At 43.1% G+C, this 20,645-nt stretch carries 20 protein-coding genes; 9 read left to right on the top strand and 11 right to left on the bottom strand.

Translation table 11 applies throughout. From position 1 onward, the window contains the following. Nucleotides 1-4 precede the first annotated feature (4 nt). Entirely contained in the window at nucleotides 5-1,078 is a 1,074-nt protein-coding gene (locus tag ACOQOA_RS13050) for a 2Fe-2S iron-sulfur cluster-binding protein (RefSeq protein WP_420549057.1), read from the top strand. 44 nt (nucleotides 1,079-1,122) lie between these two features. Here ACOQOA_RS13050 and ACOQOA_RS13045 read toward each other — a convergent pair whose 3' ends face one another. Then, complete coding sequence (locus ACOQOA_RS13045; RefSeq protein WP_420549056.1) at nucleotides 1,123-1,857, bottom strand: substrate-binding periplasmic protein; 735 nt, start codon at nucleotides 1,855-1,857, stop codon at nucleotides 1,123-1,125. A gap of 55 nt (nucleotides 1,858-1,912) precedes the next feature. Next, nucleotides 1,913-2,662 (bottom strand): MBL fold metallo-hydrolase, encoded by a 750-nt coding sequence (locus ACOQOA_RS13040; RefSeq protein ID WP_420549055.1) that lies wholly within the window; start codon nucleotides 2,660-2,662, stop codon nucleotides 1,913-1,915. Between the two features lie 122 nt (nucleotides 2,663-2,784). Here ACOQOA_RS13040 and ACOQOA_RS13035 point away from each other — a divergent pair, with 122 nt between their 5' ends. Next, on the top strand, nucleotides 2,785-3,456 hold the full coding sequence (locus ACOQOA_RS13035; protein WP_420549054.1) for an ureidoglycolate lyase: 672 nt from the start codon (nucleotides 2,785-2,787) through the stop codon (nucleotides 3,454-3,456). Between the two features lie 69 nt (nucleotides 3,457-3,525). On the opposite strand, the gene ACOQOA_RS13030 is transcribed toward ACOQOA_RS13035, so the two are convergent. Both ACOQOA_RS13030 and ACOQOA_RS13025 read right to left on the bottom strand, forming a co-directional pair. Further along, entirely contained in the window at nucleotides 3,526-3,729 is a 204-nt protein-coding gene (locus ACOQOA_RS13030; RefSeq protein ID WP_420549053.1) for a cold-shock protein, read from the bottom strand. 659 nt (nucleotides 3,730-4,388) lie between these two features. Further along, nucleotides 4,389-4,793, bottom strand: coding sequence for a tellurite resistance TerB family protein (locus ACOQOA_RS13025; RefSeq protein WP_155155941.1), 405 nt, complete (start codon nucleotides 4,791-4,793; stop codon nucleotides 4,389-4,391). A 153-nt stretch (nucleotides 4,794-4,946) separates the two neighbouring features. Here ACOQOA_RS13025 and ACOQOA_RS13020 point away from each other — a divergent pair, with 153 nt between their 5' ends. Continuing rightward, a complete protein-coding gene (locus ACOQOA_RS13020; RefSeq protein ID WP_420549052.1) occupies nucleotides 4,947-5,882 on the top strand; it encodes an AEC family transporter in 936 nt (311 codons plus the stop codon). Here ACOQOA_RS13020 and ACOQOA_RS13015 read toward each other — a convergent pair. After that, a complete protein-coding gene (locus ACOQOA_RS13015; RefSeq protein WP_420549051.1) occupies nucleotides 5,879-8,704 on the bottom strand; it encodes an ATP-dependent DNA helicase in 2,826 nt (941 codons plus the stop codon). The genes ACOQOA_RS13020 and ACOQOA_RS13015 overlap by 4 nt on opposite strands. A 282-nt stretch (nucleotides 8,705-8,986) precedes the next feature. Between ACOQOA_RS13015 and ACOQOA_RS13010 the strand changes: the two genes are divergently transcribed. Then, nucleotides 8,987-10,576 (top strand): lysine--tRNA ligase, encoded by a 1,590-nt coding sequence (locus tag ACOQOA_RS13010; protein WP_420549050.1) that lies wholly within the window; start codon nucleotides 8,987-8,989, stop codon nucleotides 10,574-10,576. Between the two features lie 53 nt (nucleotides 10,577-10,629). Here the strand turns inward: ACOQOA_RS13010 and ACOQOA_RS13005 are convergent, their stop codons facing one another. From ACOQOA_RS13005 to ACOQOA_RS12995, 3 genes are all read right to left on the bottom strand, one after another. Beyond that, the gene (locus tag ACOQOA_RS13005; RefSeq protein ID WP_420549049.1) at nucleotides 10,630-12,195 is read right to left on the bottom strand and encodes an ATP-binding protein; all 1,566 of its coding nucleotides are present in this window, start codon (nucleotides 12,193-12,195) and stop codon (nucleotides 10,630-10,632) included. Between the two features lie 84 nt (nucleotides 12,196-12,279). Continuing rightward, a complete protein-coding gene (locus ACOQOA_RS13000) occupies nucleotides 12,280-13,134 on the bottom strand; it encodes a branched-chain amino acid aminotransferase (protein WP_420549048.1) in 855 nt (284 codons plus the stop codon). Nucleotides 13,135-13,318: 184 nt separating this feature from the next. Further along, entirely contained in the window at nucleotides 13,319-13,972 is a 654-nt protein-coding gene (locus ACOQOA_RS12995; RefSeq protein WP_420549047.1) for a S24 family peptidase, read from the bottom strand. 683 nt (nucleotides 13,973-14,655) lie between these two features. On the opposite strand from ACOQOA_RS12995, the gene ACOQOA_RS12990 reads away from it, so the two are divergent. From ACOQOA_RS12990 to ACOQOA_RS12970, 5 genes are read left to right on the top strand one after another with little or no spacing between them, the layout of a single operon-like run. Beyond that, nucleotides 14,656-14,922: a hypothetical protein gene (locus ACOQOA_RS12990; protein ID WP_420549046.1), complete on the top strand. Its 267-nt coding sequence runs from the start codon at nucleotides 14,656-14,658 to the stop codon at nucleotides 14,920-14,922. Nucleotides 14,923-14,925: 3 nt separating this feature from the next. Then, nucleotides 14,926-16,632 (top strand): portal protein, encoded by a 1,707-nt coding sequence (locus ACOQOA_RS12985; RefSeq protein WP_420549045.1) that lies wholly within the window; start codon nucleotides 14,926-14,928, stop codon nucleotides 16,630-16,632. 14 nt (nucleotides 16,633-16,646) lie between these two features. After that, entirely contained in the window at nucleotides 16,647-16,958 is a 312-nt protein-coding gene (locus ACOQOA_RS12980; RefSeq protein ID WP_420549044.1) for a hypothetical protein, read from the top strand. 22 nt (nucleotides 16,959-16,980) lie between these two features. Beyond that, complete coding sequence (locus ACOQOA_RS12975) at nucleotides 16,981-17,814, top strand: capsid assembly protein (protein ID WP_420549043.1); 834 nt, start codon at nucleotides 16,981-16,983, stop codon at nucleotides 17,812-17,814. Between the two features lie 33 nt (nucleotides 17,815-17,847). Next, nucleotides 17,848-18,216, top strand: coding sequence for a hypothetical protein (locus ACOQOA_RS12970; RefSeq protein ID WP_420549042.1), 369 nt, complete (start codon nucleotides 17,848-17,850; stop codon nucleotides 18,214-18,216). 34 nt (nucleotides 18,217-18,250) lie between these two features. Here ACOQOA_RS12970 and ACOQOA_RS12965 read toward each other — a convergent pair whose 3' ends face one another. The 3 genes from ACOQOA_RS12965 to ACOQOA_RS12955 all read right to left on the bottom strand — a co-directional run bounded on the left by ACOQOA_RS12965 (nucleotide 18,251) and on the right by ACOQOA_RS12955 (nucleotide 20,621). Continuing rightward, nucleotides 18,251-18,583, bottom strand: a complete 333-nt coding sequence (locus ACOQOA_RS12965; RefSeq protein WP_420549041.1) for a DUF1491 family protein — start codon at nucleotides 18,581-18,583, stop codon at nucleotides 18,251-18,253. Between the two features lie 18 nt (nucleotides 18,584-18,601). Beyond that, nucleotides 18,602-19,903, bottom strand: coding sequence for a hydroxyacid-oxoacid transhydrogenase (locus ACOQOA_RS12960; protein ID WP_420549040.1), 1,302 nt, complete (start codon nucleotides 19,901-19,903; stop codon nucleotides 18,602-18,604). 139 nt (nucleotides 19,904-20,042) lie between these two features. Beyond that, complete coding sequence (locus ACOQOA_RS12955) at nucleotides 20,043-20,621, bottom strand: YqgE/AlgH family protein (protein ID WP_420549039.1); 579 nt, start codon at nucleotides 20,619-20,621, stop codon at nucleotides 20,043-20,045. Nucleotides 20,622-20,645: the final 24 nt, after the last annotated feature.

The raw sequence follows: 20,645 nt of genomic DNA, 5'->3' as shown, positions 1-20,645 counted from the left end.
TCAAATGAACATGGCGAACAAATCGTTCTGGAAAGATAGCGAAATACTTGAATGCGTTTCTGTCGTACCAGAAGTTCCAAATACGGCTACTTTTAGTTTTCGCTCACCAAGTGGCGCGTATTTTGACTATAAACCAGGCCAATTTGTAACATTGGAAATCCCCGCACCGGATCAACCGGGCGGGGTTGTTCATCGAACCTATACCATCTCCTCCTCACCTTCACGTCCGGGATTGATTGCAGTTACAGTGAAGGCTCAGGAAGGTAGTATTGGGACCCGCTGGATGCTTGATAACCTGAAACCGGGCATGCGTATGAAAGCTATGGGGCCTGCAGGTGTTTTCACAAACGCAGATAGCAAAGCCTCTAAATATCTTTTTATCTCAGCAGGTTCTGGCATCACACCGATGATGTCGATGACCACTTATATGTGGGATGAAGGTCACGACCTAGATATCGTCTTCATCAACTGTGCTAAGAGACCTTCTGAAATCATCTTCAAGCAAGGCTTAGAAAGAATGGCAAGCCGTGCACCTGGTCTTGATCTAAAATTCGTGGTTGAAGAACCTGACCCATATAGCCCTTGGACTGGCTATCAAGGTCAATTCAATCAGCTTATGCTTGGTCTTATGGCGCAAGATTATCTTGATCGCGAAGTTTATTGCTGCGGCCCGGAACCATTTATGCAAGCGGTTCGTGAAGCCTTAGCCGGACTTGGCTTTAACATGGATAATTATTTCCAAGAAAGCTTTGGCGCGCCTGTTAAAACCGAGGCAGAACAACCTGATTTGGATGATGTTATCCCTGATGATGAAAGCAAGGCCGAAATCCACTTCACCTCATCAGATGTAACTATCAAAGTGCCTGAGACAGAAACGGTATTAGCAGCCGCACGATCATCCGGCCTAAATATTCCTTCTGGTTGTACCTTTGGCGTATGCGGAACCTGTAAGGTTAAGAAAACCAAAGGTGAAGTTCATATGGTTCACAACGGCGGTATTTCCGAAGAAGATGTGGAAGACGGATTTATCCTAGCCTGTTGTTCGCACCCAATTGGACAAGTAGAGATTGAATGCTAATTTCAAAAAAGGCCTGAGTATATCTCAGGCCTTTTCTTTTCTATTTATTCTACTATGTAGGAATTCATAATTTCCTGATATCGGCCATTTTCTTTAAGTTTTTGAAAACCTATATCAAATTGGTCCCGAATAGCTTCATCTTTAAAAACAAAATGATAAGGGATCGGTTCGAAAATGGGGTTCATCCTTAAATCATTCGGCGCAAGGAACGGATACTGTACCGCTGCATAGGCTGCTAAGTTAATATCACCGATTGAAATATCTGCATTTCCCTTTTCAAGCGCCATGAGCTGGTTAAGAAACATATCTGTTTCTCTGTATTCTGCTGCATATTCCACCGCAGTTGCATATTCTTGCCCTAAAAACATCTTTGCGCCACGAAAGGCGATCAATCTTTTGTCCTTAAATGCTTGGTAGCTTTTGATCGGGGGCTGATTTATCAATGTAACAGCCCCATTTTGGAAAAACTCAGCTTTCAGCGATACATACATATTGGAAGGCAAGTTAGGTACAAATACAGGCACATAAATATCATATTGTTTTGTATGTATTGCAGGTTCGACCTTGATAAAAGGTACAAAAGTTACCTTTACATCATGCCCTGATAAAGCCAGCACTTCTTTCACAACATCGGAATGTACACCACGTTGTTCGTCTGGAATTGAATAAGGAAGATGCGCACCACTTAATAGCATCAATTCATCTGCAAAAGCAGGCAAGGATGTCATCGCTATACAAACAGTGATGGAGATCCATAAACTTTTAACCAAAGCTTTCACTATCGCACCTCAAAATCGAAGCCCCCTGATAAGAATAATATGGCCTGTAATCTATTTAACAATCTCTTTTTGCTAAGAATTCATTACAAAGTTCAATCAATCTTTCCCTACCGAAGCTTGGTTCATGACCACCATGCACAACGGATACAGGTAACTCCCTTAATCTTTTCATGGTTTCAATATAGGCAGGTATATCTTCTTCTATCAATGGGCCATCATAAATCGCGTCCCCAGAAAACAAGATCCCACTAGATGCTTCCCAAAGACCAATACTGCCAACGGAATGCCCGGGAAGGTGAAGGACTTCAAATTGCCGATCTCCCAAATCAACAATATCTCCTTCGATCACAATTCGTGTGGGTTCTGCGGGTTTCACATGATAATGGTCCATGCAATATCCATGATAAGGCAACTTGCATAACATCTCTGGCCATTGTGGTTCGCAGCCAGTACCTGCTAAAGTTTCCCGCCAGTAATCTGTATCCAGCGTTGTTTCTTCAGGATGTGTCAGCAAATCTGCTTCAGCCTTATGAACCGTGCGTTTTTCAAATTCATAATGACTGCCTACATGATCCAGATGTGTATGCGTGGCAACGGCTTCAACAGGCTTATCGATCAAATGACGTGTTGCATCATAAAGACTAGCGACACCAAGACCAGTATCAACCAGCATATCTTGATCTCGCCCACGAATATGCCAGATGTTACATTGCACCAATGGATCTACATATGGTTCCCATAGTAAAGTGATATCATTATCAATTTTTTTGGTATCAAACCATTTATCTGCAATTTCGACAGGCATCGGAACCTCATGAGTATTTATTCATATGCATACTAACTATGTGAGACATTCTCTTGATGACAAAGTTTAGTGATATTGGCTATCTTTTGCCAAGTTACTTTTTATAAAGGATCAGGAATTCCATGCTAGCAGATGCGCCAGAATATATCTTCGACCCCAAAAGCAAACCGACCCTTCCCTTAGTTCAGGTCCCTCTGATTGAGGCAACCGAGGAATCTGTAAAAGGATATGGTTGCCTTGTCGATGACCCAGAAAATTTTGAAATTGAAATCACAACTTGGCCAGCCCAAGGATGGCGCAAAATTGATGCGGGCACCGGTAATGAAGCCGGACATGTCGAAGGTATCTTCCATGGTAATTGGGAAGGCGATATCCTGAAAGGTAAAAACGAAGCCGTTGCAGGTGATTACATCTTGGGTTTCAGCCGTGATCCAAAAGAATCCTCTTTCACAGAACAAACATGCCCAAGAGAGCAAGTTCTACTTTGGCATATGAATTACCATCCGGATGGTGGGCAGTTATTTTATCCACTGGATAACAAACCATTTGTCATTCCTGCGGCCCTACCCGGCGATGATTTGAAACCGGAAAAGGTCGTTGCATTCTGGTGTGATGGATCAAAAGGCCTCTATATTCATGCAAACATTTGGCATGAAGGTATTTTTCCAGTTACAGACAACCAGCGCTTCTTGGACCGACAAGGTAAAGTCCATGCCCGTGTAAGCTGTGACATCGGCGAAGAATTTGGTGTTTATTTATCTGTCCCACTTTCTTTGGAAAAACCGGAAAGCTAGACATACAAAAAGGCCGAGCTTTTATTCAAAGCTCGGCCTTTTTCAAATCTTTGATCTTTACATCAACAATTATACAAGTTGGATGTCAGATGCAGATTCACGATCACGGTGTGTTGTAAGCTCATAGCTGACTTTTTGACCATCATCCAATTGTTGAAGACCTGCTTTTTGCAGAGAAGAAATGTGAACAAAAACATCTTTGCCACCATCATCCGGTGCGATAAAGCCATATCCTTTTGTTGTGTTAAACCATTTAACTGTACCAGTCGCCATGAGACTATTCCTTAAAACTTCATAATATTTTTCTCAACCCAAAATCGGGAGAGCCTTGTAAGTACGCATCATTCACTATTTGAAGGTCAGAAATATTACAATCCGCGGAAAAACTTGCTTCATATAGAAAAAAGTTCACCATGTTCGTAGAGAATGCCTGTTATTCGACTATAATCGAATGGCTTCAAAAACAAATAAAACAACACTTGAGCAAGAAAGTAGGACGTTTAGCTTTTAAATTCAAGTGGTTTAACAGTGCAAACCATCAGTCTCCCTAAAAAAAGACAAAAAAATTGCCGGTAGCGCAGGCCACCGGCAAAGTTGAACAGGGAGGCTTCACGTCTGGGAGACGTATAGAGACGCGCTCTGCCGGACTTGCCGGGGCGCCATCTCAAATCGTTGTTGCGCGTTGCAACAACTGAAGCGCCCTCTATGTATGTCCGAACAGCCCCAAAGACCAGAGCCAAAATAGCAATGCTGCCATGCAATAATCGCATAGCTCACGAAGGGCTTGACCATTTGGTCAAGAAACCTCTTATTTTGAGCCAAAAATCAAAAAAGTCAGAGTAATTTTTACCCTGACTTTTAAAATATTTTCTTTAAAAAATTAGTTTTGAACACTCTGCTTAGAGATCTTCAAACCATTTCATCGAAGCTTTCTAGGCTTGTGCATATCGCGCCCGGGCACCACGTTCGATTCCTGCGGCGATTAAACGATCAATTTCCAGTATATGACGAATCATCTGTAATAAATTTAATTCTTCCTCTGCAGCTTCAAGATCTGCCGCGGCAACTTCAACAGCCAAGGCATAGGCCGTTTCGCGAAGATGGACAGGTAAACTTTCGCGAACCAGTTCCAAAGCTTTTTCAAAACCATCCTCATCTAAAAGAAGTTCGGCAACCGCACCTGCGTCTTTTGCAATATTGCTTTGCTCATACCCTTCAAAAATCGGTAAATAAGAAATCACTTCTTTAATTTTTAACATCTCTGTTTCTGACATCTCACTATCGGCTGCTGACATCAGAACCATTGTATAAATAAGGGATTGGTGTTTTGTGAGCATAAATTTCGCTTTCAATAAATATTTAACTCTTAAAAGAATAGGAAGGATTACGTTAAATTTCTAGTCTTCTATATCAAAAAACCAAGACTGCTATTCCAGATTTTCCTCAATCCCCATATCGACAAATACTGCAACGCGGCATAAGTTATTCTTATGTATGCAATTCTTAATGTCGCTTTACCCGTTTTTGCCATCATGGGGGCTGGTTTCCTCTGTGGGCGTTTTCGCTTTCTTGGTCAGGATAGCACCGCTGCCCTGAATGGATTCGTCTATTATGCGGCTTTACCAGCGCTTTTTATCGTCTCTATGAGCCGTGCGCCTGTTGATGATATTTTGAATATCCCTTATTTGGCGGCCTATGTCGGTGGTACCTTTGCTACATATGGTATTGCATTATTTGTGGCTAGTTTCTTTTTTGCCGATCGTCTGGGCGCTATGAGCCAACATGGTTGGTCCGCAGCCTTTGCCAATACGGGCTATATGGGTATCCCATTAATGATCACGGCCTTTGGGGAAGAAGGCGCAGTACCTGCGATTGTTGCTACGATCATCAATGGTGGTGTCTTAACCCCGCTCGCTATCGTGATTTTAGAGTTAGATAAATCAGATGGAGAAACCAAAGGCCAAATGATGCGTCGTGTCTTTGGCGCGGTGGTCCGCAATCCGCTTCTTATTGGCGCTGCTATTGGTTTGTTCTTTGCCTTTACGGGTATTGCATTGCCTTTACCTGTTGAAACCTTCACCGAATTATTAGGCGCTGCTGCGAGCCCTGCTGCTCTCTTTGCTATGGGGCTGTTTCTGGTTAACAGTGAAATTAAATCAGGATTGATTGAAAGTGGCTGGGCAAGTTTCATAAAACTAATCATCCATCCAGCGATTACGTGGATACTTGTGATTATGTTAGACCTTCCGCCTCTTTTTGCAGCTTCCGCCATCATTATGGCAGCATTACCAACTGGTGGTTTGGTTTTCCTTGTTTCGCAACAATTTAACACCTATGTGGATCGATCTGCGTCGATTATCCTGATTTCTACACTCGTTTCCATCATTACCCTATCAGCGCTGTTAAGTTATCTCGTACCAGGCTAACCAACCTGATGATCCGGGAAGAAATCTTTGATTTGTTGAACGGCGTCGGCAAGCCCAACACGTTCAACCTCAACACCTTCTGGAAAAGCGCCAGCTAAACGGCTTGGCATCATTGGATCAAGTAAAACAAATACACCTTTATCATTACCACGACGTACCAAACGACCAAAAGCCTGCTTCAATTTGAGGCGTGTAAGCATATCTTCATATTTTGCCCCACCAAATTCATTCTTGCGCGCCTTATGTAAAATAGTCGGCCGTGACCATGGGACCCGATCAAAGATAATAAGGCGCAAACTATCTCCCGGCACATCCACGCCATCACGCACCGCATCAGTGCCCAATAAACAACTATCTGTTTCTGCCCGAAATATGTCGATCAAAGTTGGTAAGTTCAGTGCATCAATATGCTGGGAGTAGAGAGGATAACCCTGCTGTTCGATAGGCTTCACTATTCGTTCATGTACAGCGCGCAATCTGCTAATTGCCGTAAATAATCCCAACGCCCCGCCACCAGATGCCAACATTAATTCGCGATAAGCGGCCCCGACCTGATCAAGGTCATCTTTACGCACATCTGTTACAACCAACACCTTCGTTTGATTGGGATAATCAAACGGTGATGGAACTTTTGCACGTGTTGCAAAATCCGGTAGATGATTGGCGCCTGTGCGTTCTTCGGCCCGCGCCCAATCCGTATCCACATCCCCTGATCCATCGGTTAATGTGGCCGAAGTCAACAAAACCCCGCTTAGATTTTTCGCGACAACCCCGGCAAAAGGTTTGGTTGGATCCAGCCAATGTCGGTAATACCCCACATCAACCGGACGGCCTGATATTTTCTCAATCCCAAGCCAGTCCACAAATAATTCAGTCGGTTGCGTTGCTTCCAACTTCAATGCCTTTAACATTTCAATCCAAGCGCCCAGAAGATGCGAACATCTGAATTCAAGGGATTGCGCAACTTGTTCGATCCGCCCGCGTGTAGAACTATCCAGCGTATCTGACTTTTCATCCAAGCGACGCATTAAACCTTCACGCAACTTAATCACGGGCTTAAAGATCGCCATAAGCGCTTCTTCCAGCTCTGTCGCGACATCCAGCAATTTTTCCGGCATATCCACTGCAGGGATTTCCAAGCTAAACGGGCCGTCGGTATTATTTGCACGCGCTAAAACCAATTCATGAATCATATAAAGGAAATTCTCAGCCGGACCTTGTGGTTGTCCATTCCCGATATTCTGCGTCCAATTCTCATTCGGTAGGATACGAGAAGCATGAAGAACATGTTCCAGAGCTTCAATCGCTTGCACTTCTTCTCCAAGTAGATCCTCACAACGGGTTTTAAGGCCTCTAATACGGCTTTTGCGAGCACGGCTTTCATTACCGCGAAGCCATCGACGCAATTCCCACATCTCACGCCCAGTGAGATAGGCAGCAAAAGCACTATCTGCTGCATCAAAAACATGATGCCCCTCATCAAAAACCACGCGATTAGCACGACCATCTCGATCCAAACCGCCTTGTACTGTTTGGATCATCACCAATGCATGATTAGCCACCACAAGATCAGCATAACGCGCACGACGGATAGAATTCAGAATAAAGCAGCGACTATAATGATTACAGGCTGAATGAATACATTCGCCGCGCTTATCGCTTAACCCCACGGACTGTGCCTGACCGATCAAATCCGGCAACCAGGAGGGAAAGCCCCCCCCACTTAGATCCCCATCACGTGTGGCTGCAATCCAGCGTGCCATTAACCCTAATCCAACCGTACGCCCCGGCAAACTTGATCCACGCACACTATCTTCATAATTCAATAAACACAGATAGTTTTCACGCCCTTTACGCAATACAACACGATCCTGTTTAATTGTTTCGTCCGGATAAAGACGATTTAATTCATCATCAATTTGGTGCTGAAGATTTCGTGTATAGGTACTCAACCATACAGGTGCCTGATTTTTTTCAGCCCACAAACTTGCCGGTGCAATATAGCCCATGGTTTTACCAACGCCCGTGCCTGCTTCTGCCATCACAAAACGCGGCATATCTTCGCTTTCAGGATTTGTGAAAGCTTCGGAAACGGCACTGGAAAAATCTGACTGACTGGGTCGATCTTCTGCACGTTGACCTAGTAAATCTGCCAACCGCTGGCGTGCTTCATTTGGTTCAACCGGATAGGTTCCCGGTGGTGGTGGTGGTGGTTGCTCTTCCCATTCAGGTAAAGCTTTCCAGACATCCAAACCAGACATTGGTGATTTAACATTGCTATCTTGCCCAACATCTTCACCAATAGCTGCCAAAAGATATGGCCCCCAAAGCCATCCATCGCGGGTCATACTCCACAGAATACGCCTTGTGTCAGGGCGGCTGCCGGTTAGGGAAAATTGTTCCAAAAGTGATGTAACAACACGATGCAATCCTACTGGATAAGAAGACAATTCCCAACTATCTTCCAGACCGCAAGCTTGCATAATCCCGCCCGGCGTAGGCAAGCAAAAGGCGGCAGGTTTTACAAATGCGAAAAGTTCTAACAAATCATAACAACGCCGTGGCGATTGTAATCCTATCCGTTTAGCCACTGAAGGTGAATGCACAAGAATTGGTGGTATCTCGGCCTTGTAAATGTCAGCTAGTTCAACTGGCGTCCCCTCTAAAATCTCACCATCGCCTGTCAACGCGACAGCATGCGTTGCTGACGTTACCATTATAGACGTATCAGGCACCATAATACGTACCTCGCCTGCAGGTATTTCTGCATTCTGTGAGGTTGCATCCGGAAAGGGCATTACATTATCTGGCAAGTCATTCATAGCCGCATCATACCCACTGTTCTTTATTGGTCACGAAGAAAGTCACAACAACCATAATTTCTCAATCCTCCCAATACCTTATCTATTGTTTTGTTCAGTGCTCATCCCTGGTTGATGGTCTTTTCATGCGAATCGGCAGGAAAAGCATACGTCATTCGGTCTATTTAGTTGACGGAAGCATGAATTTCTCTTAGTTTCCGCGGGTTTCGCCGGAGATGTTATTGATCAAGGTTTTGCCCTCTTTCTCCGGTCTTTTTAACTATTACTTTCAAGGTGAAGAAAATGAGCGATAACGCCCTTCGAGAATTAGCCCAAACCGCAAAAGCATGGCCTTTTGAGGAAGCTCGAAAGGTGCTCAAACGTATCAACAATAAGACACCTGAAAAGGGATATGTACTTTTTCAAACTGGATATGGCCCATCTGGCTTGCCGCATATTGGCACATTTGGCGAAGTACAACGTACCACTATGGTACGTCGTGCCTTTGAATTACTATCCGATATTCCAACAAAATTAATTGCCTTTTCTGATGATATGGATGGCTTCCGTAAGGTACCAACAAACCTTCCTAATCAAGAAATGCTAGCGGAATATTTGCATAAACCATTGACTAAAGTGCCTGATCCATTTGGCACACATGAGAGTTTTGCGCATCACAACAATGCGCGCCTCTGTGATTTCCTGGATTCTTATGGTTTTGAGTATGAATTTGCCTCTGCATCAGATTACTATACTTCCGGTAAATTTGATGAGGCGTTAATCCGCGTTCTTGAGGTATATGATCGTATCATGGGCATCATGTTACCAACATTAGGGGAAGAACGCCGTCAAACATATAGCCCGTTTCTGCCCATCTGCGAAGAAACAGGCAATGTATTACAGGTTCCGGTGCTTCATACCGATGCCAAAGCAGGCACAATTGTTTACAAACGCGAAGATGGTCAAGAAGTTGAAACTTTGGTCACAGGCGGTCGTACCAAACTTCAATGGAAACCCGATTGGGCGATGCGCCAGTGGGCTTTGGGCGTTGACTATGAAATGTCCGGTAAAGATTTGATCGATTCTGTAAAGGCTTCTTCGTCTATCGTACGTGCAATGGGTGGCAATCCACCACAAACATTGACTTACGAGTTATTCTTGGATGGTGAAGGTACAAAGATTTCCAAATCCAAAGGCAACGGCCTTTCCATGGAAGAATGGCTAACATATGCCACACCGGAAAGCTTGTCCTTGTTTATGTATCAAAAGCCAAAAACAGCAAAACGTCTGTATTTTGATGTCATTCCAAAGAATGTGGATGAATATTACAGTCATCTCTCTTCTTTCGAAGGTATGGAAGATGCCAAGAAACTGGAAAACCCAGTTTGGCATATACATAATGGCAACCCACCAAAAGCAAATATGCCACTAAGCTTTAACATTCTGCTAAACTTGGCGAGCGTTTGTAATACCGATGATAAATCTGTGTTATGGGGCTTTATCAGTCGTTATGCACCGGATGCATCTCCAGAATCTCATAAACAATTAGATGATCTGGTTGGATATGCAATCCGTTATTACACCGACTTTGTGAAACCACATAAAAACTACCGTGCGCCGAGCGACAAAGAACGTGAAGCATTTACAGCGCTTCGCAATAAATTGGATGAGATGGATGTGGACACACCGTCTGATGAAGTACAATCCAGCGTTTTTGCCATTGGTAAAGAGTTTGAATATGAGAATTTACGTGAATGGTTTAAGGCTAACTACGAAGTTCTTCTTGGCCAAGAACAAGGACCGCGTATGGGGTCATTTATTGCGCTTTACGGTATCAAAGAAACCGTTGCCTTGATAGACCAAGCGCTTTCTGCTGAAGGCTTAGCAGGCTAAACAATTAGACCTTATTATAGAAAGCCCTGTGTTTCATTTCACAGGGCTTTTTTTTATGTTTCAAGTGTACGACTAGACGGGAAAATAATTGTAACTTTGGTCCCTATTCCTTCTTCACTTTCAAGCAATAGTTCCCCTTCATGCATTTGCATCAAGGATCGACATAAAGATAATCCAAGTCCAACACCATCATGCGTTTTCGAAAAAGCGTTATCTACCTGAACAAATGGATCTAATACATTTGATAATTCTTTTGCCGGAATACCAACACCTGTATCTTGAATAGAAATAGCAACTCTGTTTCCAGCCAATAGTTCAATTTTTGAACTAATCGTACCTCCAGCAGACGTAAATTTTGACGCATTGGTTAATAGGTTAAACAAAATTTGCTTCACCCGAACGCTATCAGCCAGAAGCATCAAAGTTGGCTCCGGTATCTCTTTAACAATCACCTGACCACGATGTTCAAAAGTCGTGCTCATTGTCCGCAAACATCCATCCAATAAATCCGATGTATCTATTGAATCAGCAGATAATTTAAATTCCCCTACTTCAATTTTTGATACATCCAAAATGTCGTTGATAACTTCTAGTAAATGACTACTCGCCCCATGGATATCATGGCAATATTCCAGATATTTATCGTTTGAGACCGGACCAAACATTTCTTCCTTCATGATCGAAGAAAAACCAATCACGGCGTTTAACGGCGTTCTTAATTCATGGCTCATATTTGCTAAAAATTCAGACTTTGTGCGATTAGCAAGTTCCGCCGTTTCTTTAGCTTCCAAGGCTTCTTCTTGTGCTTTTTCGCGCTCACTAATCTCGTCCTGCAAAGCAATAGCACGATTTTCCAAATCTTGCTTGGATTGCAATAAATCCTCTTCATTCTTCCGACGAATCTCTAGTAAGTTACGAATGGAGAGTATGAAGCCATTCACCCGCTCAGCAACAATGCCTAACTCGTCATTTTCGTGATCGTGCGGAACCTTAACTAAACGTCCATCCATATCACTTGGTTCCAATCCTCCGATATCTTCAGCAAGCTCAACCAAAGGGCGGGTCAACATCCAATAAAAAGCAATTAGCAGAGCTAAAACCAAAAGCATATTCCGGATAAAACCAGCAATCATAACGAAAGTTGTACGATCAAAAAATCCTTCTAGGGCCGCATCACAATCAACGAGGATAACTAAACGCCCCGGCTTACTGGATTGCAGTTCAGAGCTCGTTAAGGGGATTGAATACTCTACATACTCTTCTGCAATACTCTTTGTGATCCATCGGGTTGCACTTACAATTGTTTCCTTGTTCATGGCTGCAAGATGAATATCTAAGTCATCTATGATACGGGCCTCTACAACAAAGTCATATTGAAGCAAGCCTGCCACCACTTCCTGCGCAAGATCTTCATCAAGAATATGAACTGCACGAGAAGCCGGAGGTTCAGCAACCTCAAGAATACGTTTTATTGTATGATCAATCGTTTCTTGTTCAATTCGATAATCCCAAATCAATTGCAGCATGCTCATGAACAAGCCAATCCCGAAAGCCAGGATCACGCTCGTTCCTACCAGTTTATATGAAATGCGATTTGGAAACTTCAGTTCGGATTTCATTCACAATGCCCTTATTACAGATTTCTTTTACCATGCAACAGGTTAATAAATCCATAAGACCTTTAGGCATTGCAAAAGAGCGGCTTATTCGCCGCCCTCTTTCTTAGCATATTCAAAATATAGATCACGCGCTTTTTGCATGATAGGCCCAGGTTGCATCTCTCTGCCTTCATAATTAATCACGGCAACAACTTTGCCATAATTTCCAGTACTGAAGATTTCATCCGCTTCTTCAAGCATTGCAGGTGTGACACGACATTCATCCACCTCAATCCCCTGGCCTTTCAACAACGCAATGACACGTTGACGCGTAATACCATTCAAAAAACTTCCATTTGGTGCAGGCGTCATCACATGCCCATCTTTCACACAAAAAAGATTTGCCGTCGCAAATTCAGCCACATTGCCCATGCTATCGCACATAACAGCATTGTTATAGCCATCTTTAATAGCTTCTTGAAGAGCACGACCTGCATTTGGATAAAGACATGCAGCCTTCGCATTTGTTGGGGCTACTTCTTCTGATGGACGGCGATAAGAAGATAGTTTGGCGCTAAAACCTGTATTCGGCGGAAAAGGTGCTTCATATAATGTCAGCGCGAATCTTGTGCTATCCGGATCAGGCGAAATAAACCCTTCATCTGCCCAAAAAACAGGCTTAATGTATAAAACCGTCTCTTGCGGGAATTTTTTAATTCCTTCCCAAGCCAAGGCATAGATCTCTTCCCAACTTTTAATCGCTTTCAATCCTAAAGCCTCAGCTGAACGCACGGCACGTTGACAATGTAAATCCAAATCCGGTGCCACACCGTCAAATGAGCGTGCCCCATCGAAAACAGTAGAAGCTAGCCAAAAACTGTTAGACGTCACATTAATAATAGGTGTATTTGCGTCCTGCCATTGCCCCTCGGTCCACATGATTGCATTTGTAGAATCCATTAGATTTACCCCGTCAAAACATTATTATAAGAAAGTAATTTTATTACTTATCTTACACCAGACAGCGTATAGGAAAAGAAAAAACACCTTCTAAACTGCGGCTTATATAAAGATTGGATGATTGTTACAGTCATTTATAAAATTCGGAAATTTAAGAAGTCAGAACACAGACTCACCGATTATTTTATTGACTTGCCCAAACAATACGGGTCATCCAAATCACCTCATTTGCCATGATAGTTTCGACTTCATCCGGATTGGTCACCATCGCAAGATCCATACGATGGGCGGTCTGACGTATTAATTCACGTACTAAAATATCACCATTCGCCATGCATAACAGAACCCGATCTAGACGACGAATGCTAGCATTGGGCGACATTACCAAAACAGTACCTGTGCGATAAACAGGGGCCAAATCGTCATTTGTAACCTCAATCCCGAAAGCCTCAGCATCATTCACATCTGGATACACCATAAAATCCCAGTTTTCTCGTATAGGAAAGCCATGATCATCAAATAAGCCTTCATCCCCTTCTTTTTGAAGAAGATCATGTGCCTCTTCAAAACTAAGAAAAGGAATATCCTGAGAAAGCACGGCACCTGGCACATCTTGAAGATAGGACACAAATTCAACCATTGTGCCGCCTGTTGCTTCCAGAACTTTACCTATACTTTCCGTACTCGGCCAACGAGGCTTTCCCTCTTTTGTTTGGCGCTTGCTGGGATTAAAACTGGTTGGGTCCAGACCTGCATGCCTTGCAAGACCAGAACTTGTCATTCCATAATGATCTGCGTAACGATCCAACGCCCGCCATAATTGGTCATGCTTTAACATGGCACCCTCACACTGATTGAGAACAACTCCAATTCAAAGCTGTTCCCCTTTAAATCTCATATCTTGTTCCTATTATTTACAAATTTTCCTATATTATGCAAGTTTTCATGAACATTAATTGACAAATCCTCCAAAATAAGAACATAATAGGAATATAATTACAAGAAAGTGATTACCCAATGAAATCGGACCATTTCACACCAGATCCAACCAAATACTTTATCGTCGTTTTTCAAAATGAAACAAATATTCCTCTACTAAAACTCCTTAAAAAGGGTTTTCGACATTGCTTTGTATATCAAGTTGAAAGGAATAATATCGTCAAAATTGATTCTCTTTCGAATATAACATTAGTCCAGCAAATACACGACCATACGCCTCACGAACTTATTAAAAACCATAAAAAACAGGGACATATATGCCGGCTCTTCACCCCACCACCCCTTCCACCACAGAAGATAGCTATACCGCTTCCCTTTAGTTGTGTTGAGACGGTTAAACGTTTACTTGGTCTACATGCATTTTCTATTCTTACCCCATGGCAACTTCACAATCACATAAATAGAACAAAATAAGAAAATAATTATTGACTTATTTATTTATAGAATATATAGAGAACATCATCAGTGGAACAAAGCTTGTTCTTTTTATTTATCCCAAATAAGAACAAAAGGAGAATATTTATGGGTGGTGTATTAGGAGGTGGTAGCACTTATGTACCGCCAGTTGAAGAACCAATCGAAGAAGATCTATCCGAAGAAAAAGCACGAGAGGATCGCCTTGAGATGATACGACGTCGTCGCCGTGGGCGCGCAGGCACACTCCACACAAGTTGGACAGGTAACAAAGTCGAAATCCCGGAGGAGTTAAACTTTTCTGACAATAATAGTGGGAATACCTCCTCGCCCTCACAATCTGCAAGCGATTTAAAAACTACCTTAGGAGGGTGATATATGGAGCTCACACCAGAAATCCTAGAACGAAAATTTGAAAAAGCAAAAAGTCAGCGCAGCCAATGGGAGAGCCATTGGCAAGATTGCTATGATTACGCTCTACCTCGTCGCGACGGCGCTATCCAGAGCCAACCAATTGGAGAAATGAAACGACAACATCTGTTTGATGGAACTGCTCCAGATGCCGTAGAACAACTTGCCTCTTCCATCATGGCAGAATTAACTCCTGCATGGTCCAGTTGGTTCCAGTTAATCCCCGGTTCAGAAATACCGGAGGAAACGAAGGCAGATACTGAACAAGCACTTCAACAATTATCCCAAACTATCCAAGGTCATTTTGACCGATCAAATTTCATTGTTGAATTACACCAATGTTACCTAGATCTGGTCACAGTTGGTACCGCATGCCTTTTATTTGAAGAAGCACCATTAGGGGAGGCCAGCGCCTTCAAGTTCACGGCTGTCCCACTTGGTGAAGTAGTAATGGAAGAAGGAGGCAAAGGCCGCCTTGATATCGTTTATCGCAAATCCACCCTCAATGAAACACAGCTGCAAAGTCGTTTTCCCAATGTCTCATTACCTGAAGAGTTAGTTATAAATGATGAAAACTTAGATCAGAAGACATTCCATGTTTTAGAAGCAGTTCAACCGAACAAGTCTGGCCGCTATGATTACATGGCCATTCTAACTAATGAAACTGCAAGTGACGGCCACCCCATGATCTTAACCAAAGGATCTTTTGAAAGTAGTCCTTTTATAACTTTCCGATGGATCAAAGCACCGGGAGAAATTTATGGTCGATCACCAGTAATGAAAGCGCTGCCTGATATAAAAACAGCTAATAAAATTGTCGAGCTCATGTTAAAAAACGCCAGTATCGCTGTAACCGGTATATGGCAAGCTGACGATGATGGCGTCTTAAACCCTGCAAATATTAAACTGACGCCAGGTACGATTATTCCTAAGGCCGTTGGTAGTAAAGGCCTTCAACCGCTAACAACAGCTAGTGACATCAATCTATCCGAAGCACTTCTTGAGAAAATTAGAGCTCAAATCTCGCTCGCTCTTTATCGCGATCAGTTAGGACAACCGATGGCACAGGGCATGAGCGCGACTGAGTTTATGGAGCGCACAGAAAGTGCCACACGAAATTTAAGCGCCATCTTTGGTCGTCTTCATGGCGAGTTGATATTACCTACAGCAGAACGAGCCTTGGCCATTTTACGGAGACGCGGTGATATTGGTGACATCATGATTGATGGTCGGGAAATCAACTTGCAAATCAATGCGCCATTGGCCATGCGACAACGTATGCAAAAAGCAAAACCCATTATCCGATGGTTAGACATGATCAAACAAGCTAGTCCAGACGCTGTTGGCTTACTTAAAAGCAATAATATTGGCCGATACCTGGCGGATTTACTGGGAGTTCCTGAAACTTTTCTGCATTCAGAAGAAGAGCAAACCTCTCGGGCGACACAAGGCGGCAATCAAGTCATGGATAGAGCAGATTCGATGCCTGCAGATGGCATGCAAGATTTAGGGCAATATCTTTCAGATATGGATCCAGATATGCTCCTTAACCAATTACCGCCAGACATGCAAAAAATGGCACAGCAAATGGCTAAAGATGTTACCGATGGAAAACTCGATTTATCACAGGTTCAATCACGTCTTTCTGCAACACCAACATCATCTCAAGTATAGGATTCTGTTAAAATATGGCTCATTATCAGCAACATCCAGATTGGCTTTGGGATGCAGTAAATCCATCAGATTTATTAGAAAATAGTGTAAATATTACTCAAATAGACAAAGATGCAGACCATGCCTTTCGCCTAAATCAAGCATATGCACGTTGCTTTAACTCCCCAGAAGGTAAAATCGTATTATCTCATATGCGGCAAACCACAATTGAACGCGCTCTTGGTCCAGATAGTAATCATGATGCACTTCGGCAACTAGAAGGACAGAGACAACTTGTTCTTCGTATTGAACAAATCATCAAACAAGCTGCGCAACACCCAGAATAAATTCTTATCAAAGGAAAATTATATGGAAAATACAGAAATTCCAACTAGCCCCCCCCTTGATCAAACGCACAATTCTATTGAAAACAGTTTTATTCAGGATCAAAAAGCACACCTAGAACCAGCCTGCAATTGTAGTGACAAACCCAAAGGCATTCCTTTTAAATTCTGGGATGAGAAAAAACAAAAGATTCGTATCGAAGCACTTTTAAAATCCTACAAAGAATTGGAACGCCGCCTAACTGAATTGAAAGAAGAGAATGACGCTCTTTTAGATACAATAGAAATCAGCGGGGAAGAGGCACAAGTTACCTTCACAAACCCGAATAGTCGCCTCCATAGCACACCTCCGCAATCACCTGAAGAATATGATATTCATGTAGATAATCGACTATTTGATAACGACCCTTGGATAAACAAGGTTTTGCATCAAGCTGGCTTCAGTAATGAGCAAGCTCAATTGGTTTATGATTTGGCTGAAGCTGAATTGATGCCAATTGCTGAAGAAATTGGTAACCGATACCGCATGGAAAATGATCTTAAACGTTTAGAGCAGCATTTCGGTGGAAAAGCCCGCTGGCGCGAAATTAGCCGTCAAATTCGAAATTGGGCAAGTAAGAATTTACCCCATCATGCGTATGACGCTCTATCTTCCTCTTATGAAGGTATTCTTGCCATGCATGCAATGCTAGACAAAGCCGAAGAACCAAGCCTGCTAAACGGTGAAACTTTATCTAATCAGCTAGAAGAAGGTGACCTTCGGAAATTGATGAAGTCACCAAAATATTGGCAAGACCGAGATCCAGTAACAATTCGCAAGGTCAGCGAAGGTTTTCAACGTCTTTACGGCAACCAATAATCGGAACAAAAAGTGAATAAAATGGAAGAAATCATGGACTACCAAACACAAACTATTCATCAAATGAAAAATAATCTCAAATCCCTAAATCCTATGGAGTTGCAGGAATTAGACGAAATCATCACGCCACGTGCTGCGGAACTGCTTTCAAAAGCGTTTGGACATGGCATTTACGAGTTATTAGTACCTTTAACCGAGGACGACGAAAACTTGGAACCACATGAAGAAGCTCATCGTGATATGGAATTTTATAAAGAGAAACATACCGGGCCACAGGCTGCTTCTGGTTCCGAAGAAGCTTTACGCAAAATGATGCGTGATCCGCGTTATTGGCGTGAACGTGACCCAGAAATGATTGAAAAAGTTACAAAAGGTTTCGGACGCCTATATCCAACTCAATAAGTTAAGGGGAGCTCTTTGCTCCCCTTATAATTTTCTATATGTCTTCAAAAGGATTTTTACCGTCCCGGTCTTCTACTTCAATCACCCACAAATCACGATCTCGATCTATAGCCCGACGAATATATTCATCTGCACGCGTTTCCGTGAGTAAGTCGTCCTTCAAAGCCGAAACCCATCCAAGTCGCCCGTCTATATCACGTTGCTGAGTTTTAAGATAACAATGACCATCCAACAAGGCGATTTTCACAAGCAACATACCTCCAGAGGCATCACCTTTCTGCATCACATAAGCGGGCCGACCTTCCATAGCCAGTTGGCGCATCACGCCCCCTGCCCAAAGATGTGTAGGTATTCTGTCTTCTGGCATCTTCAAATAAACTCAACTTTACCAATATTTCATTGCATCAACAAAAAGTGCACGCATATCCTCTTTAGAAACAGGTAAAGGTGCATTATCAGATAAACGTTTTTGCATAAAGGCACGTTCGGTTAAAGCATCAATATCATTGTCACTATATCCTACTGCAGAAACACCATTTGGCATGCCTGTTTGTTGCATCATCTCAATTACACGTTCTGCCAATACATTACCGGCATCTTCCAACGCAACACCATCGATATTAGCCCCCATTGCCTCTGCTGCTTTTAAATGACGTTCTGGACAGGCTTTTCCTGTGAAACGGAAAACAGCAGGGGCGTTGACAATCACGGATATGCCATGTGGCACCATTGGATGATTTCCTGGCCAACCTTCAGCCACATAATCATGCGACAATCCAGCGACCGCATAAGACATACCATGCGGTAAATGGCATCCCGCATTGCCAAACCCGATCCCCGCTAACATACCTGCCATTGCCATGGCTTCATATCCCTCATCGCTAGGATTATTTACGGCTTCTACTAGATTATGACCGATCAAACGAATAGCTTCCAAGCATGAAAGATCGCTATATGGATTTGCCCCTTGGCTTAAGGGGCGCTTATCCGGTGTTTCAGGAGCGGGGCGATGGGTATATGGACGCGCAGTTACAGATTCAACCGCATGAGAGAAGACATCAAACCCGTTTGCTGCAAGCACGTTCTTCGGCAAACTGCTTAAATTCAGCGGATCAATGATTCCCAAAACAGGACGTAGACGTGGATGAGATATACCACTTTTTGCACCAAGGGATGGAAAATCACAAATCGCGATCCCTGTACATTCACTCGCTGTTCCAAATGTAGTTGGACATGCGACATGTGGCTTCAAGGGCCCTGGCACTGCTTTCGCCTGCCCGATTGGGGCATTCACATAAGCCATCAGATCATCCGGATAAGTCGAGAGTAGATTCGCAGTCTTTGCTGTATCCATTACGGAACCACCTCCGATAGAGAATACGCCATCAAAGTTACCCGTTTTCATAAACTCACCGGCTGCGACAAAAGACGCATCTGTTGGCTCAACTTCACAAGCATCATATAGAATGGCTTCAACACCTGCGTCATTTAAAGAAGATATTAAACGTGATGTACAATCCATGACCGCAACACGAGGGTCAGAAAAAACAACAACGCGTTTTAAGCCTAAGGAAACCGCATCCCCACCTGCTTCTGACAAAGAGCCAGCGCCAAACTTAATTTTTGGTGCTTCCACCGTAAAGGCTTGATCGCCACCATCTTTATAAGTGAAATAATCTTTTAACATCCAAGCCCCCTAGCATGATCAATCAGTTATTTTTGTTTCATTAGCCAGTATATTGATCTCCCTTGCAGATTTTTGCAAAGCAGAAAACTGACATATCAAAAAAAACACTATGTCGGGGATAGAATAAATCTAACAGAGACTAAGCATGCCCAGCTTCGCCAGATAACAAGCTGGGATCAATACCAATTACGGTCATAGCCCGATCCCATTTGGAATAGAGATCGGGATCAAACATAATATCTCCATTCGCAGGGCAATGTAGCCAAGCGTTTTCCTGGATTTCCGCGTCGAGTTGTCCTGGCCCCCAGCCTGCATAACCAAGCGCAAGAACTTTATTCAAAGGCCCTTCACCGCGGGAAATATCCCTCAATACGTCAACAGTTGCAGTCAACCCAACGCCATCTTCCATCACAACAGTGCCATCCTTTTTGTAATCACACGAATGTAAGACGAAGCCACGTCCAGCTTCCACAGGACCACCAAAATGCACCTTTATTTCACTAGAAGGATCACTTGTAGGGATATCAAGCTGTTCAAGTAATTCATTAAATGTAATGGTATCAATTAATTGATTCAATATCAGTCCCATTGCACCATCTTCGTTATGAACGCACATATAGATGACACTTCGTTCAAAACGCGGATCAGTCATCCCAGGCATCGCTACTAAAAGATGCCCTGCCAAATAACCTGAATGTGCGTTTAAAACTTGAACCATAAATAAATCCACTCGTTTAAAAGC

This window comes from Curvivirga sp. (assembly GCF_965219885.1).
Classification (GTDB): Bacteria; Pseudomonadota; Alphaproteobacteria; order UBA8366; family Aestuariispiraceae; genus Curvivirga.
This window is presented reverse-complemented; position numbering and strand designations above follow the sequence as displayed.

Excerpts from the sequence above, each read along its gene's own strand:
- ACOQOA_RS13050 (WP_420549057.1), top strand. The coding sequence starts at position 5 with ATGAACATGGCGAACAAATCGTTCTGGAAAGATAGCGAAATACTTGAA.
- ACOQOA_RS13035 (WP_420549054.1), top strand. The coding sequence starts at position 2,785 with ATGCTAGCAGATGCGCCAGAATATATCTTCGACCCCAAAAGCAAACCG.
- ACOQOA_RS12975 (WP_420549043.1), top strand. The coding sequence starts at position 16,981 with ATGGAAAATACAGAAATTCCAACTAGCCCCCCCCTTGATCAAACGCAC.
- ACOQOA_RS13020 (WP_420549052.1), top strand. The coding sequence starts at position 4,947 with ATGTATGCAATTCTTAATGTCGCTTTACCCGTTTTTGCCATCATGGGG.
- ACOQOA_RS12985 (WP_420549045.1), top strand. The coding sequence starts at position 14,926 with ATGGAGCTCACACCAGAAATCCTAGAACGAAAATTTGAAAAAGCAAAA.
- ACOQOA_RS12960 (WP_420549040.1), bottom strand. The coding sequence starts at position 19,903 with ATGTTAAAAGATTATTTCACTTATAAAGATGGTGGCGATCAAGCCTTT.
- ACOQOA_RS12965 (WP_420549041.1), bottom strand. The coding sequence starts at position 18,583 with ATGCCAGAAGACAGAATACCTACACATCTTTGGGCAGGGGGCGTGATG.
- ACOQOA_RS13010 (WP_420549050.1), top strand. The coding sequence starts at position 8,987 with ATGAGCGATAACGCCCTTCGAGAATTAGCCCAAACCGCAAAAGCATGG.
- ACOQOA_RS13005 (WP_420549049.1), bottom strand. The coding sequence starts at position 12,195 with ATGAAATCCGAACTGAAGTTTCCAAATCGCATTTCATATAAACTGGTA.
- ACOQOA_RS13025 (WP_155155941.1), bottom strand. The coding sequence starts at position 4,793 with ATGCTCACAAAACACCAATCCCTTATTTATACAATGGTTCTGATGTCA.
- ACOQOA_RS12995 (WP_420549047.1), bottom strand. The coding sequence starts at position 13,972 with ATGTTAAAGCATGACCAATTATGGCGGGCGTTGGATCGTTACGCAGAT.
- ACOQOA_RS12980 (WP_420549044.1), top strand. The coding sequence starts at position 16,647 with ATGGCTCATTATCAGCAACATCCAGATTGGCTTTGGGATGCAGTAAAT.
- ACOQOA_RS12990 (WP_420549046.1), top strand. The coding sequence starts at position 14,656 with ATGGGTGGTGTATTAGGAGGTGGTAGCACTTATGTACCGCCAGTTGAA.
- ACOQOA_RS13030 (WP_420549053.1), bottom strand. The coding sequence starts at position 3,729 with ATGGCGACTGGTACAGTTAAATGGTTTAACACAACAAAAGGATATGGC.
- ACOQOA_RS13040 (WP_420549055.1), bottom strand. The coding sequence starts at position 2,662 with ATGCCTGTCGAAATTGCAGATAAATGGTTTGATACCAAAAAAATTGAT.
- ACOQOA_RS13015 (WP_420549051.1), bottom strand. The coding sequence starts at position 8,704 with ATGAATGACTTGCCAGATAATGTAATGCCCTTTCCGGATGCAACCTCA.
- ACOQOA_RS13000 (WP_420549048.1), bottom strand. The coding sequence starts at position 13,134 with ATGGATTCTACAAATGCAATCATGTGGACCGAGGGGCAATGGCAGGAC.
- ACOQOA_RS12955 (WP_420549039.1), bottom strand. The coding sequence starts at position 20,621 with ATGGTTCAAGTTTTAAACGCACATTCAGGTTATTTGGCAGGGCATCTT.
- ACOQOA_RS12970 (WP_420549042.1), top strand. The coding sequence starts at position 17,848 with ATGGACTACCAAACACAAACTATTCATCAAATGAAAAATAATCTCAAA.